The sequence below is a fragment of the Streptomyces sp. NPDC020422 genome (assembly GCF_044386705.1).
GTDB lineage: Bacteria > Actinomycetota > Actinomycetes > Streptomycetales > Streptomycetaceae > Streptomyces.
Window position 1 is genome coordinate 407,348 of sequence record NZ_JBIRVJ010000003.1, and the last position, 13,531, is coordinate 420,878.

The following is a 13,531-nucleotide window of genomic DNA, read 5'->3' on the forward strand; positions in this document are numbered from 1 at the left end:
CCGCTAGGAGAACGGGATCCGGACCACCGACTGGTTCCCGGTGCCCAGCGTGCTGGGCCCGTTGCCGATCGCGTTCCACACCTCGACCCTGATCCGGCCGTTCACCAGGTCGCCGAGCGTGCCGGTGGCCGACTGGAGGCCGGCGGCCTCGGTGTAGTGCTCGTAGCCGGGCACGGGATCGGTGGCGAAGTAGCGGTAGGTCTCCACCCGGTCCCAGGTCCCGTCGCCGGTGCGGTCGTAGCTCACCCGCACCTGCTGCCCGTTGGCGACCACCGTGCCCGCGTCGACGAGGAGGTCGAAGCGGGTCGCGCCGCCGCCGTACGCCCGGGTCACCGGGCCCGAGGTGAAGACCTGCGCACCGGCGGGCGTCCCGTCGTGGTTGGCCCCGCCGGCCGAGGCGAGGGTGACCGTCCCGGCCGAGCCCTGCGCGTCCCCGGCGCCACCGTCCCCGCGCAGGTACAGCGTCGGGGAGCCCGAGGGCGGCGGGGTGGTCGGCGGGGGAGTGGTCGGCGGCGTGGTCGTCGAGCCGCCCTTGGCCCACACCGCCACGTAGTCGACGAGCATGGGCCGCCCGGGCGCGGTCGCGGCCGTCGGCGTCCGGCCGGCCAGCGCGTCCGGGAACGCCCCGCCGACCGCCAGGTTGAGCAGCACGAAGTAGCCCGCGTGGCCGGTCATGTCGGCCCAGGCGGTGGCGCCCACCCGGGTCTCGTTCACGCTGTGGAAGAGCTGTCCGTCGACGTACCAGCGCAGCTCGTTGGGGGAGACCGAGCGGTCCCACTCGAAGCGGTACGTGTGGAAGCCGGACTGGCAGGTGGAGCCGGGGCAGGCGCGGCTCGCGCCGATGCCCGTGGTCTCGCCGCAGGGGCCGCCCGGGTTCACCCCGCAGTGCAGCACGCCCCACACCGAGTCGAGCCCGTTGACGTTCTCCATGATGTCGAACTCGCCGATGGCCGGCCAGTTCCAGTAGTTGCCGCGGTACGGCGAGCCGAGCGCCCAGAAGGCGGGCCAGTAGCCGAGGGCCGCGTCGCCGGTCACGTTCGGCATCTGAACGCGTCCCTCGATGCGCAGGGTGCCGCCGGCCGGGGCCTTGAAGTCGGCCCTTCTGGTCTCGATCCGGCCCGAGGTCCAGTTGCCGGCCGCGTCCCTGAGCGGGGTGATGCGTAGGTTGCCGGTGCCGTCGAGCCGCACGTTGTCGGGGTTCGCGGTGTACTCCTGGATCTCGCCCGTGCCCCAGTTGGCCGGGCCGCCCGGATAGCTGTGCCCGGTGTCGATCTGCCAGCGCCCCGCGTCGGGCAGGGCGCGGTCGGGGCCGTCGAAGTCGTCGCTCCACTGGAGCGTCCAGCCGGGCGCGGTGGGTACGGCGCCGTTGGCGGTGCCGGCCCCGCCGAGGCCGAGCAGGGCGCCGCCGGCGAGGGCGGCGGCGAGGAGCGAGGCGAGCAGAGGGGTGCGTCTGGCGCGGCTCAAGGGAGCACCTCCGGTGGGGGCGTGGGGGCCTACGGGGTGATGAGAGCGCTCTCACGACGCTTTTGTAGGTGAAGGAACCGGCCCCGTCAATGGGTCCGGCGCCTTCGCCTCTCAAACACCGAGCTCGGCCAACTCGGCTTCGCTCAGCACCAGTTCGGCCGCCAGAGCCGAGTCGCGCGCCGACTCGGGGCGGCTCGCCCCCGGGATCGGGAGCACGTTTCCCGGGCGGGCCAGCAGCCAGGCGAGCGCCACCCGCTGCGGGCTCACCCCGCGCGCCCGCGCCACCCGGTGGAAGGCCCCGAACCGCGGGTCCTCCTCCTGCGCCGACGTGCCGTCCAGCGAGCTGCGCGAGATGCCGCCGAGCGGGCTCCACGGCAGGAACGCCAGGCCGAGCTCCGCGCAGAGCCGCAGTTCCGCCTCGGCGTCCCGGACGGCCGGCGAGTAGCGGTTCTGCACCGACACCAGGCGCTCGCCCAGGATCTTGCGGGCCAGCAGGATCTGCTCGCCGTCGACGTTGGAGATCCCGGCCAGCCTGATCGTGCCCGCGTCGAGCAACTCCCTCATCGCGCCGAGCGATTCGGCGTAGGGGACGGCCGGGTCCGGCTTGTGCAGCTGGTAGAGGCCGATGGCGTCGGTGCCGAGCCGCCGCGCCGAGCCCTCGGCCGCGCGCCGCAGGTGCTCGGGGCGCCCGTCGACCGTCCAGCCGCCGTCGGCGCTGCGGCCCCGGCCGCCCTTGGTGGCCACCAGCACCGCGTCCCGGTCGCCCCCGTACGCGGCGAGCGCACGGGCGAGGAGCCGCTCGCCCGCGCCGGGCTCACCGCCCGGCGGGTGGTAGGAGTCCGCCGTGTCGAGCAGGGTCACCCCCGCGTCCAGGGCCGCGTGGACGGTGGCGAGGGCGCGGGCCTCGTCCGGGTGCCCCTCGATGGACAGGGGCATCGCCCCCAGCCCGACGGCGCCCACGGCCAGCCCGCCGAGGGAACGGTGCCGCATCAGGCGCCCGCCTTCGCCGAAAGCGTCTCGGAAAGGGCCTGCGAAAGCCACTGGGAGGAATGCGAGAAGCGAAATCCGAGCTCCTCGGCGCGGGAATTGTCCATCGCATAGGAACGGGCGAAGGAGAACGGGGAGACCTCCCCGACCTCGACCTCCTGGAAAACGGTCCTTCCGCCCACCTGGGACTCGATCTCCGCGCAGATGTCGGCGGTGGTCAGCGGGCCGTGCGCGTGCGCGTTGACCGGCCCGGTGAATTCCGCCCCGACCGCCCAGGCGAGGAACGCGGCGATCTCCTCCACGTACACATAGGTCGCGGCCCGGTTCACGGCCGGCACGGCGATCGGCTCGCCGGCGCGGATCCGCCGCGCGTAGTGGTCGACCCGGCCCGTGAAGTCGTCCGCGCCGCCCAGCACGTGCGCGACCCGCACCGAGGCCCAGGCGAACTCCGCGCCGGCCGCGAACACCGCCTCGGCCTGCCGCTTCCCCTCCCCGTACTGCGCGTCGAGGAACTCCGGGTCCTCCCACGGCAGTCCGAGGTCGACCGTCACCGCACCCAGGTCGAGGACGTCCTCGGCGACCGGGACGGCGGAGTCCTCGTACCCGTACACCTCCACCGTCGAGGTCATCACATAACGCCGGGTCCGCCCCGCGAAAACCCGCCGGGCGATGTCCGCCTGGCGCGGGGTGTAGCAGACCTGGTCCACCACGACATCGAAACTCCGCCCGTCGAGGGCCTTTTCCAGAGCGGCCTCGTCGTTCCGGTCGGCGACCAGTCCGACGGTGCCTTCGGGCGCGGGGGAAGAACCCCGATTGAGCACCGTCACCCGATGTCCGGCGTCCGACAGACGCGCGATGAGCCGCTTTCCGAAATAGCGGTTACCGCCGATGATCAGAATGTCCATGGCTCAAGTGTTACGTTGTGCGCTCGCCATCTGAAGGGGGAAACATGGGAGTCCAGGCCGCCGCACCGAAGGAACATCGGCATCTGCGCGCCGCCGCCGTCGAAACCTCGGCGAGCGCCTACGACCCCATCGACCGGCAGATCCTGGACCTGCTCCAGAGCGACGGCCGGATCAAACTCAGCGAGCTCGGCCGCCGGGTCCGGCTCAGCCCCGCCGCCGTCACCGAGCGGGTCCGCCGTCTGGAGGCCTGCGGCGCGATCACCGGATACGGGGCACAGGTCGCCCCGGCCCGGCTCGGCTACGGCATCCAGGCCTTCATCCGCGTGAACCCGCACGGCGGTTACACCCTCAAGCACCCCCGCACCCTGGAGCTCACCGCCCGGCCCGAGGTCCGCGAGGTGCACCACGTGGTCGGCGAGGACTGCTGGATCCTCAAGGTCGCCGTGACCGACACCGTGCACCTGGAGGAGGTCCTGGAACTGGTCTCCGCGCTGGGCCGCACGACGACGTCGATCGTCCTGTCCTCCCCGGTCGAACGGAAGCCGCTGCTGCCGCCCGCGGAGTGAGCCCTTGCCTTGACGTCGGCGTCAGGGCTTACGTTCGGGGACATGCGAATCGGCGAGCTTGCCGAGCGGGCGGGGACGACCACGCGGACTCTGCGGTACTACGAGTCCCGTGGCCTCCTGGCCGCACGGCGCACGGAGAACGGCTACCGCTCCTACGACGAGGGCGACCTGCGGCTGCTCCAGCAGATCAGGACCCTGCAGGACTTCGGGTTCGAGCTGGAGGAGACCCGGCCGTTCGTGGAGTGCCTGCGGGCCGGTCACCCGGCGGGTGACGCCTGCCCGGCGTCGCTCGCCGTCTACCGGCGCAAGCTCGCCGAGCTCGACGGGCTCATCGAGGAGCTGGAGGCGGTGCGCGCCCAGGTCGGGGCGCAGCTGCTGCGGGCCGAGGCGGAGCTCCCGGGCGGCCCGGAACCGCGATGCGAACTGGGAGGGACAGAGCGATGACGTACGCAGAGGTGACGGACGCCGACTTCGGCACGGAGGTGCTGGGCGCCGACGGGCCCGTGCTCGTGAAGTTCACGGCCACGTGGTGCGGCCCGTGCCGGCAGCTGAAGCCGGTGCTCGGCGCGATCGCCGCCGAGGAGGGGGAGCGGCTGAAGGTCGTGGAGATCGACGTCGACCGCAACCCCGGGACGACCGTGAGGTACGGCGTCCTGTCGACTCCGACCCTGATGGTCTTCCAGGCGGGCGAACCCGTGAAGTCGATGGTGGGCGCCCGCCCCAAGCGCCGGCTCCTTCAAGAGCTGGCGGATGTGCTGGAGCCGTCCCGGGGATAGCGGCCGGGGCCCGTCCTTTCGGATCAGGCCGGGTTGGCGGAGCGGCCGGCCGCCAGGTCGAGCAGCAGACGGGCCGCCGTCTCGGCGCCGTCCGTGCGGAAGCCCGCGGCGACGGCAGCGGCCCGCTCCGCGGTCTCGGGGGCCAGGGCCGTCTTCAGCGCGGCCGACAGCGACGCGAAGCCCGGTGTCGGGCCGTCGTGTGCCGCGCCGATGCCGAGGGCGGCGATCCGCTCGGCGAAGTACGGCTGGTCGCCGCCCTGCGCCACGATCACCTGGGGCGCGCCCGCCCAGGTGGCCGTGGTGGTCGTGCCCGCGCCGCCGTGGTGGACCACGGCGGCCACCCGGCGGAACAGCGCCTGGTGGTTGGACTCGCCGAGCACGAAGCAGTCGTCCGCGGCGTCGGCCGGGGCCAGCTCGGCCCAGCCGCGCGAGAGCAGGACCCGGCGGCCCTGCGCCCGCACCGCCTCGACGGCCGCCCGCGCGACGTCCCGCGGGTCGCGCACCGGGACGCTGCCGAAACCCACGTACACGGGCGGGGCACCGGCGTCCAGGAAGGCGAGCAGGTCGGCGGGGAGCGGGCGCTCGTCCGGCAGGACCCACGCGCCGGTCTGCAGCACGTCGAGCTCGGCGGGCTCCCGCCACGGGGCGAGGACCGGGTCCGAGGCCAGCCAGGGGCGCTCGGTGAAGACGTGGTCGCGGATGTCGTCGACCGGCGGCAGGCCGACAGAGACCCGGTGGCCGTTGACGGCCTCGCCGAACACGTCCTGCGCGTCCCGGGCGTCCTGCTCCCACAGCGCCCGGTTGTCGGTCACGCCCGGCGCCAACGGGCGGCCGGGCCGAGGGATCGGCGGGTGGTGCGGCGAGGGCAGGCTGACCGGCTGATAGCTCGCGTACACATAGGGGATGCCGAGCTTCTCGGACACCGACTTCACCCCGGCCACGGCCGGGACCAGGCCGGTGGCGAGCAGCACGTCGCATCCCTCGGCCACGGTGGAGACGTTGGCGTGGAACGCGGCGACCAGCTCGGCCGCGCGCCGCGGCACGCCCCCGGGCGACGGCGGCGTCTTCCCGCTCACCAGGTCCCGCACCGACGCACCGGTCGGCACCATCTCGACGCCCACCCCGGCAAGCCGCTGGGCGAACTCCTCGTCGGGCGGGGCGCACACCAGCACCTCCGCGCCGAGCTCGCGCAGCCGCACCGCGAGCCCGACCAGCGGTTCGACGCCCCCGCGCGAGTCGTAGGCAGAAAGAACCACACGCATCCCATGCACCCCGTTCCCCGTGGATCTTGTCCGAGCAGCCGATTCTGCCTCAGTCCCACAGGGCGGTGGTGTGCGCCCGGACCAACCCGGCGATCCTGGCCGGCAGTTCACCGGCCGGCAGCGGGTCGAGGCGGCGCCCGTCCCGCAGTCGCACGGAGACCTCTCCCGCGGCGGCCTCCCTGGCGCCGACGACCGCCTGGTACGGGACGAGCCGGGCCGACCGGACGCGGGCGCCCAGGGTGCCGTGCCCGGGCCCGACGACCTCGGCCCGCAGCCCGAGCGCGGTGCCGCGCTCGACGAGTCGGGCGGCGGCCCCGTACTCGGCGTCGGAGACGGGCAGGACGGCGAGCTGGACGGGGGCGAGCCAGGCGGGGAAGGCGCCCGCGTGGTGCTCGACGAGGTGGGCGACGGCCCGCTCCACGCTGCCGACGACGCTGCGGTGGATCATGACCGGGCGGTGCCTGGCGCCGTCCGGGCCGATGTACTCCAGGCCGAAGCGCTCGGGCTGGTGGAAGTCGATCTGCACGGTGGAGAGGGTCGACTCGCGGCCCGCCGGGTCCGCGATCTGCACATCGATCTTGGGCCCGTAGAACGCGGCCTCGCCCTCGGCCTCCTCGTAGGCGAGCCCGGAGGCGTCGAGCACCTCCCGCAGCAGCGCGATCGAACGCTCCCACTTCCCGGGGTCGGCGACGTACTTCCCGCCCGGGCCCGGCAGCGACAGCCGGTGGCGCACCGGCACGATGCCCATCGCCGCGTGGGCCCGGCGGATCAGCTCCAGGGCGGCGGCGGCCTCCTCGGCGACCTGGTCGAGGGTGCAGAAGATGTGCGCGTCGTTGAGCTGGATGGCCCGGACCCGGGTGAGCCCGCCCAGCACCCCGGACAGCTCGGACCGGAACATGCCGCCCAACTCGGCCATCCGCAGCGGGAGTTCCCGGTAGCTGCGGGCGCGGGAGCGGAACATCACCGCATGGTGCGGGCAGAGGCTGGGCCGCAGCACGAACTCCTCGCCGCCGACCCGCATCGGCGGGAACATGTCCTCGCCGTAGTGCGACCAGTGCCCGGAGATCTCGTACAGCTCCCGCTTGCCGAGTACGGGCGAGTGCACGTGCCGGTACCCGGCCCGGCGCTCGGCCTCGCGCACGTACTCCTCCAGGGCGTGCCGTACGGCGGCCCCGGCGGGCAGCCAGTACGGGAGTCCGGCGCCGATCAGCGGGTCGGTGTCGAACAGCCCGAGCTCGCGGCCGAGCCGGCGGTGGTCGGCGTGGCCTGCGTTCACGGGTACTCCTCGTGCGGTGGGGAGCGAGCCCCCGGCCGGCACGACGAAGCCCCGGGGCACTCGCCCCGGGGCTTCGGACAAAGACAGCTGTCAGCGCGCCGGGACACTCTCCGGCGTCGTCGTGATCATGGCAGCGCGCTTCATGCGGCCGACGGTAGCAGCGGCAGCCGGCCGGGCGCGCGGGATTATGCGCACGCGGCGAACGGGCACAAAAAAGCCCCGGACTAGAATGGACAGCCGGGGTCGAACATCGCGTATATTAATAAGTTCCGTGTCTGCGCACGCCAAAGGCGCGGACGGATTCAATAAACGCACTGTATCGCGCCGGGAGTCGAATTGTCAACCGAGGAATTTCGGAAAGAGCAGCGATTCATCACCGAGCTCTACGCACGACTCGACGACCTGAGGGACCAGGCCGAGGCCGGTGTCGCGCGGGCGCTCGCCACGTCCGGAGAGGGCAGCGCCCAGGCGCGCCTCGAACGGGACGTGCTCGTCGCCGAGCAGTCCGGGCTGCTCGCCGCGTTCGACGCGGGGGAGACCGGGCTCTGTTTCGGACGGCTCGTGTTCCAGGACGGGCGCGACCACCACATCGGGCGCATCGGCATCCGCGAGGACGACCCGAACCGCACCCCGCTCGTCGTCGACTGGCGCGCCGAGATCGCCCGGCCGTTCTACCTCGCCACCGGCTACGAGCCCATGGGGCTGAGCCGGCGACGCCACATCACCACCCGGGGCCGCGAGGTCGTCTCGCTCCACGACGAGGTGCTCGACCTCGCCGACGCCACCCGCACCGGGTACGAGAGCCGCGACGCCGACGAGGTGCTGCTCGCCGCGCTCGACGCCGCCCGCACCGGCCGGATGCACGACATCGTGCAGACCATCCAGGCCGAGCAGGACGCCATCATCCGCTCCCCGCACCGCGGCGTCCTCGTCGTCGAGGGCGGTCCCGGGACGGGCAAGACCGCCGTCGCGCTGCACCGCGCCGCCTACCTGCTCTACGCCCACCGCGAGCAGCTCGCCAAGCGGGCCGTGCTCATCGTCGGCCCCAACCCGGCCTTCCTCGGCTACATCGGCAACGTCCTGCCCTCCCTGGGCGAGACCGGCGTGCTGCTCGCCACCCCGGGCGAGCTCTTCCCCGGCGTCCACGCCACCGGCACCGACACCCCCCGCGCCGCCGCCGTCAAGGGCTCCGCCGCCATGGCCGAGGCCCTGGCCGCCGCCGTACGGGACCGCCAGCAGGTCCCCGAGCGCGGCGAGCCGCTGGTCGTCCCGCACGAGGACGGCGACCTGGTCATCGACTGGGACATGGCCCTGGAGGCGCGCCACAAGGCCCGCGAGACCCTCCTGCCGCACAACCTCGCCCGCCCCTACTTCGTCTTCCACATCCTCGACGCGCTCGCCGAGCAGCTCGCCGACCGCATCGGCGCCGACCCCTACGGCGGCCCCAACTTCCTCGGCCCCGACGACCGCGCCCTGCTCGCCAAGGGCGTCGCCGCCAACCCCGAGGTGCACACCGCCCTCGACACCCTCTGGCCGGCCCTCACCCCGCAGGAGTTCCTCGCCGACTACCTCGCCGAGCCCACCCACCTCGACGACGAGGCCGACCTCCGGGCGATCCGCCGCGACGCCGGCCCCTGGACCCCCGCCGACGTGCCCCTCCTCGACGAGGCGGCCGAGCTGCTCGGCGAGGACGACTCGGCGGCCCGGGCCGCCGAGGAGGCCGAGCGGCAGAAGCAGATCCAGTACGCCCAGGGCGTCCTCGACGTCTCCTTCGCCTCGCGCACCTACGAGTTCGAGGACAAGGAGGAGCTCGACAAGGACGCCTCCGAGGTGCTGTCCGCGCACGACATCATCGACGCCGAGCGCTTCGCCGAACGCCACGAGGAGGCCGACCACCGCAGCGCCGCCGAGCGCGCCGCCGCCGACCGCACCTGGGCCTTCGGGCACATCATCGTCGACGAGGCGCAGGAGCTCTCCGCGATGATGTGGCGGCTGCTCATGCGCCGCAGCCCCACCCGGTCCATGACCCTCGTCGGCGACCCCGCGCAGACCGGCGACCCGGCCGGCGTCGGCTCCTGGGAGCGGATCCTCGCGCCGTACGTGGAGGACCGCTGGGAGCTCGTCCGCCTCGGCGTCAACTACCGCACCCCGGCCGAGATCATGGCCGTCGCCGCCGAGGTCCGGCGCGCCGCCGACCCGGCCTTCGAGCCGCCCCGCTCGGTCCGCTCCACCGGCGTCGAGCCCTGGGACCGGACCGTGGAGGACCCGGTCAAGGAGACCGCGGACGCGGTCGCCGCCGAGCTGCGCACCGAGGGCCGCCTCGCGGTGATCGCCCCCGCCGGCCACCACCCGGAACTGATCGCCGCCCTGCCCGGGGCCGCGTACGGGCCGAAGCCCGACCTCACCCGGCCGGTCGTCCTCCTCGACCCCCGGCAGGCCAAGGGCCTGGAGTTCGACACCGTCCTCGTCGTCGACCCCGACGGCATCCGGGACGGCGCCACGCACGGGATCAACGACCTGTACGTGGCGCTCACCCGGGCCACCCAGCGGATGGGCGTGATCAGGCGGGCCTGAGCCAGACCGTCGCCAGCGGCGGGAGCGTCATCCGCAGGCTCGCCGAGCGCCCGTGCCACGGCACCGACTCGGTCTTCACCGGGTCGGTGCCCACCACGTTCCCGCCGCCGTAGCGCGCCGCGTCCGTGTTGAGCACCTCCGCCCAGGCCGCGAAGGTGTCCGGCACGCCCAGCCGGTAGTCGTGCCGCACCACCGGGGAGAAGTTGCACACGGCGAGCAGCGGGGAGCCGACGGCGTCGAAGCGGAGGAAGGCGAAGACGTTGTCCTCCGCCGCGTCGCCCACGACCCACTGGAAGCCCTCCGGCGAGGTGTCCCGCTCCCACAGCGCCGGCGTCGCCACGTACACCGTGTTCAGGTCGCGCACCAGGTCCCGCACCCCCCGGTGGTCGGCCTCCGCCCCGTACGAGGGGTCGAGCAGCCACCAGTCGGGACCGTGGTCCACCGACCACTCCGCGCCCTGGGCGAACTCCTGCCCCATGAAGAGCAGCTGCTTGCCCGGGTGGGCCCACATGAAGCCCAGGTAGGCCCGGTGGTCGGCGCGCTGCTGCCACCAGTCGCCGGGCATCTTCGACACCAGCGCGCGCTTGCCGTGCACGACCTCGTCGTGGGAGATCGGCAGGATGTAGTTCTCGCTGTACGCGTACACCATCGAGAAGGTCATCTCGTGGTGGTGGTACTTGCGGTGCACCGGCTCCTTGCCCATGTAGCCGAGCGAGTCGTGCATCCAGCCCATGTTCCACTTCATGCCGAAGCCGAGCCCGCCGAAGCCGCCCGCACCCACCTGGTCCGTCGGCCGGGTCACCCCGTCCCAGGCCGTGGACTCCTCGGCGAAGGTGACGACCCCCGGGCAGCGCTTGTACACGGTGGCGTTCATCTCCTGGAGGAACGCCACCGCGTCCAGGTTCTCCCGGCCGCCGAACTCGTTCGGCACCCACTCGCCGTGCTCCCGCGAGTAGTCCAGGTAGAGCATCGAGGCGACCGCGTCGACCCGCAGCCCGTCGACGTGGAAGCGCTCGCACCAGTACACGGCGTTGGCGACCAGGAAGTTGCGCACCTCCTTGCGCCCGTAGTCGAACTCCAGCGTCCCCCAGTCCGGATGGGCCGAGCGCCGCGGGTCCTCGTGCTCGTACAGCGGCCGCCCGTCGAACTCGGCGAGCGCCCAGTCGTCGCGCGGGAAGTGCGCCGGCACCCAGTCCATCAGGACCCCGATGCCCGCCTGGTGCAGGGCGTCCACCAGGTACCGGAAGTCGTCGGGGGTGCCGAGGCGGGCGGTCGGCGCGTAGAAGCCCGTGACCTGGTAGCCCCACGAACCGTGGAAGGGGTGCTCGGCGACGGCCATGAACTCGACGTGGGTGAACCCGAGATCGCGGACGTACGCCGGCAGCTGCTCGGCCAGCTGCCGGTACGAGAGCCCGGGCCGCCAGGACGGCAGGTGCACCTCGTACACGGACAGCGGCGCCTCGTGGTGCGGCCGGGCGCCGCGCCGGGCCATCCACTCCTCGTCGCCCCACACGTGGTGGTCGGCGGTCACCACCGACGCGGTGTTCGGCGGGCACTCGGTGCGGCGGGCCATCGGGTCGGCCCGGACCGTGTGCGAACCGTCCGGGCGGGCGATGTCGAACTTGTAGAGTGCGCCCTCGCCGACGCCCGGCACGAACAGCTCCCACACGCCGGAGGAGCCGAGCGAGCGCATCGGCAGGGCACTGCCGTCCCAGTACGTCCAGTCGCCGGTGACCCGCACCCCGCGGGCGTTCGGCGCCCACACCGTGAAGCGGGTGCCGGGCGTGCCCTGGTGGGTCATGACCCGCGCGCCCAGCGCCGTCCACAGCTCCTCGTGCCGGCCCTCGCCGATGAGGTGCAGGTCGAGCTCGCCGAGGGCGGGCAGGAAGCGGTACGGGTCGTCCACGGCGAGCTCGTCGCCGTCGTAGCGGACCCGGAGCTCGTACGCCGGCACCTTCCGCAGCAGCGGGACGAGGCCGGTGAACAGGCCGTCGCCCTCGTCGTGGAGGACGAGCCGCCGCCCCTTCGGCAGGACCAGCGTCACCTCCTTCGCCCACGGGCGGAGCACCCGCACCACGACCCCGCCCTTGACCGGGTGGGCGCCGAGGACCCCGTGCGGGTCGTGGTGCTCACCGGCGAGCAGCCGGGCCCGGTCGCCGGGATCGAGCGGCGGCGCCTTGCGCACTGTGGAGCTGCCTGCCGTCTTGCCTGCGGGTCGGGCGGTCACCGGGGTGCCTCCTGGAGGGCGAGGGGAACGGGGGTACGAGTACGCAACGGCCAGGTACGGCTCCGGGACACTCGGCCGAACGGGGCCCGTGCCCTTCGCCGCAGGCCCGGGCCTTCGGCCGTTGCGCCGAACGGGGCGCTCACGAGCCCCCCGCGAGTCGCTCGATCGCGGCCATCGGGACCGGCAGCCAGTCCGGGCGGTGACGGGCCTCGTAGACCACCTCGTAGACGGCCTTGTCGGTCTCGTACGCCCGCAGCAGCGCGGGATCGTCCCGGGGGTCCGTACCGGAGGCCTCCGCGTAACCGGTGCAGTAGGCCGCGCGGCAGCGGGCCGCCCACTCGGCGTTCCACGGACGGTGGGTGCGGGCCGCGTAGTCGAAGGAGCGGAGCATGCCGGCGATGTCGCGGACCGGCGGCTGGGGGCGGCGCCGTTCGTCCAGCGACTTGGCCGGCTCGCCCTCGAAGTCGATCACCGCCCATCCCCCGTCGGCGTCCCGCAGGGTCTGCCCCAGGTGGAGGTCGCCGTGGATCCGCTGGAGCCGCCCCGAGCCGAGCGCGTCCTCCGCCGCGGCGAAGACGGCGCGCAGACCGGGGACATGGGGGAGGAGGGCGGGGACGGCCTGCGCGGCGGCGTGCAGCCGCGCGTCCATCGCCGCGGCCAGGTGCCGGGTCTGCGCGCGGTGCAGCCGCTCGGTGGGCAGGGCGGTCGCGAGGGCGAGGTGCACCTCCGCGGTGGCCCGGCCGAGCGCGGCGGCCTCGCGGGTGAACTCCCGGCCGTCGGCCAGTGCGTCGAGCGCGAGCCGCCACCCGTCGCGCGAGTCGCGGAGGTAGGGCTGCAGGACCCCGAGCGTCGCGGCGCCCGTCTCGAACCAGGCGACCGGGGCCGGGACCCGGGCGCAGCCGGCGCCGGCCAGCGCCAGCGGCAGCTCCAGATCCGGGTTGGCCCCCGGGCTGACCCGCCGGAAGATCTTCAGGATGAACGAATCTCCGAAGACCAGGGACGAGTTGGACTGCTCGGCGTCCAGGACGCGGGGTGCCAGGGCGGGCGGCAGCTCGGCCGTGGTGTGGAAGCTCAGCGGGCCGATCCGGCCCGGCGATCGCAGGCGTTCGTAGAGCAGTCCCGCGAGCCGCGGGTCGCGCAGCCCCTCGTAGACCGCCCGGCCGGCGAGCGGGCCCTGCCGGATCCGCCCGATCAGGGCGGGGGCGAGCCGCGGCGGCAGCTGGGGCCGCACGCCGAGGAGCAACTGGTAGCAGTCGGCGGGTGTTCCGGCCGGCCGTGCCGGCTGTTCGACCCGTACGAGCAGATGGAGGAGTCCGGGTCCGGGGCCGTCCAGTGGCAGCAGCTCGGTGGCCGCGTCCAGGGTGAAACCGGTGACCCGGCGGCCCTTGCCGGCGAACCAGCGCTGCCGGGGCAGCCAGCTGTGGAGCAGGGGCGTGAGCGACGGGAGGAGGGCGTCCGGGGCCCGGGTTGTGGATGCGGTCTCCGGCATGGCAT

The 13,531-nt window shown here is 73.7% G+C and carries 11 protein-coding genes; 4 read left to right on the plus strand and 7 right to left on the minus strand.

Translation table 11 applies throughout. From position 1 onward, the window contains the following. Positions 1-3: 3 nt before the first annotated feature. The 3 genes from ACH414_RS09325 to ACH414_RS09335 form a co-directional block, all read right to left on the minus strand. Positions 4-1,464: a glycoside hydrolase family 16 protein gene (locus ACH414_RS09325; RefSeq protein WP_398941341.1), complete on the minus strand. Its 1,461-nt coding sequence runs from the start codon at positions 1,462-1,464 to the stop codon at positions 4-6. Between the two features lie 111 nt (positions 1,465-1,575). Next, positions 1,576-2,454 carry an aldo/keto reductase gene (locus ACH414_RS09330; RefSeq protein ID WP_398941343.1) on the minus strand — a complete coding sequence of 293 codons (879 nt, stop codon included), beginning with the start codon at positions 2,452-2,454 and terminating at the stop codon, positions 1,576-1,578. After that, on the minus strand, positions 2,454-3,356 hold the full coding sequence (locus ACH414_RS09335; RefSeq protein ID WP_382538047.1) for an NAD-dependent epimerase/dehydratase family protein: 903 nt from the start codon (positions 3,354-3,356) through the stop codon (positions 2,454-2,456). The genes ACH414_RS09330 and ACH414_RS09335 overlap by 1 nt, the downstream gene beginning before the upstream one ends. 44 nt (positions 3,357-3,400) lie before the next feature. On the opposite strand from ACH414_RS09335, the gene ACH414_RS09340 reads away from it, so the two are divergent. Genes ACH414_RS09340 through ACH414_RS09350 form a run of 3 tightly spaced genes read left to right on the plus strand, consistent with a single transcriptional unit; the run spans position 3,401 to position 4,698 of the window. Next, entirely contained in the window at positions 3,401-3,922 is a 522-nt protein-coding gene (locus ACH414_RS09340; RefSeq protein ID WP_382538050.1) for an Lrp/AsnC family transcriptional regulator, read from the plus strand. Between the two features lie 42 nt (positions 3,923-3,964). After that, positions 3,965-4,366, plus strand: a complete 402-nt coding sequence (locus tag ACH414_RS09345; protein ID WP_382538053.1) for a MerR family transcriptional regulator — start codon at positions 3,965-3,967, stop codon at positions 4,364-4,366. Continuing rightward, entirely contained in the window at positions 4,363-4,698 is a 336-nt protein-coding gene (locus ACH414_RS09350) for a thioredoxin family protein (protein ID WP_391769418.1), read from the plus strand. Before ACH414_RS09345 ends, ACH414_RS09350 begins: the two co-directional genes overlap by 4 nt. A 23-nt stretch (positions 4,699-4,721) precedes the next feature. On the opposite strand, the gene ACH414_RS09355 is transcribed toward ACH414_RS09350, so the two are convergent. Beyond that, on the minus strand, positions 4,722-5,960 hold the full coding sequence (locus ACH414_RS09355) for a glycosyltransferase (protein ID WP_386565728.1): 1,239 nt from the start codon (positions 5,958-5,960) through the stop codon (positions 4,722-4,724). A gap of 49 nt (positions 5,961-6,009) precedes the next feature. Next, complete coding sequence (gene thrS / locus ACH414_RS09360) at positions 6,010-7,236, minus strand: threonine--tRNA ligase (RefSeq protein ID WP_398941348.1); 1,227 nt, start codon at positions 7,234-7,236, stop codon at positions 6,010-6,012. A 336-nt stretch (positions 7,237-7,572) separates the two neighbouring features. Here thrS and ACH414_RS09365 point away from each other — a divergent pair, with 336 nt between their 5' ends. Next, complete coding sequence (locus ACH414_RS09365; RefSeq protein WP_398941350.1) at positions 7,573-9,810, plus strand: HelD family protein; 2,238 nt, start codon at positions 7,573-7,575, stop codon at positions 9,808-9,810. Here the strand turns inward: ACH414_RS09365 and glgB are convergent. Together glgB and ACH414_RS09375 are read right to left on the minus strand one after the other, a co-directional pair. Beyond that, positions 9,797-12,037: a 1,4-alpha-glucan branching enzyme gene (glgB, locus tag ACH414_RS09370; RefSeq protein WP_382538067.1), complete on the minus strand. Its 2,241-nt coding sequence runs from the start codon at positions 12,035-12,037 to the stop codon at positions 9,797-9,799. The genes ACH414_RS09365 and glgB overlap by 14 nt on opposite strands. Positions 12,038-12,176: 139 nt before the next feature. Beyond that, positions 12,177-13,526, minus strand: a complete 1,350-nt coding sequence (locus ACH414_RS09375; protein WP_382538070.1) for a maltokinase — start codon at positions 13,524-13,526, stop codon at positions 12,177-12,179. Between the last annotated feature and the right edge of the window lie 5 nt (positions 13,527-13,531).

Excerpts from the sequence above, each read along its gene's own strand:
- ACH414_RS09375 (WP_382538070.1), bottom strand. The coding sequence starts at position 13,526 with ATGCCGGAGACCGCATCCACAACCCGGGCCCCGGACGCCCTCCTCCCG.
- ACH414_RS09355 (WP_386565728.1), bottom strand. The coding sequence starts at position 5,960 with ATGCGTGTGGTTCTTTCTGCCTACGACTCGCGCGGGGGCGTCGAACCG.
- ACH414_RS09335 (WP_382538047.1), bottom strand. The coding sequence starts at position 3,356 with ATGGACATTCTGATCATCGGCGGTAACCGCTATTTCGGAAAGCGGCTC.
- ACH414_RS09330 (WP_398941343.1), bottom strand. The coding sequence starts at position 2,454 with ATGCGGCACCGTTCCCTCGGCGGGCTGGCCGTGGGCGCCGTCGGGCTG.
- ACH414_RS09350 (WP_391769418.1), top strand. The coding sequence starts at position 4,363 with ATGACGTACGCAGAGGTGACGGACGCCGACTTCGGCACGGAGGTGCTG.
- ACH414_RS09340 (WP_382538050.1), top strand. The coding sequence starts at position 3,401 with ATGGGAGTCCAGGCCGCCGCACCGAAGGAACATCGGCATCTGCGCGCC.
- ACH414_RS09345 (WP_382538053.1), top strand. The coding sequence starts at position 3,965 with ATGCGAATCGGCGAGCTTGCCGAGCGGGCGGGGACGACCACGCGGACT.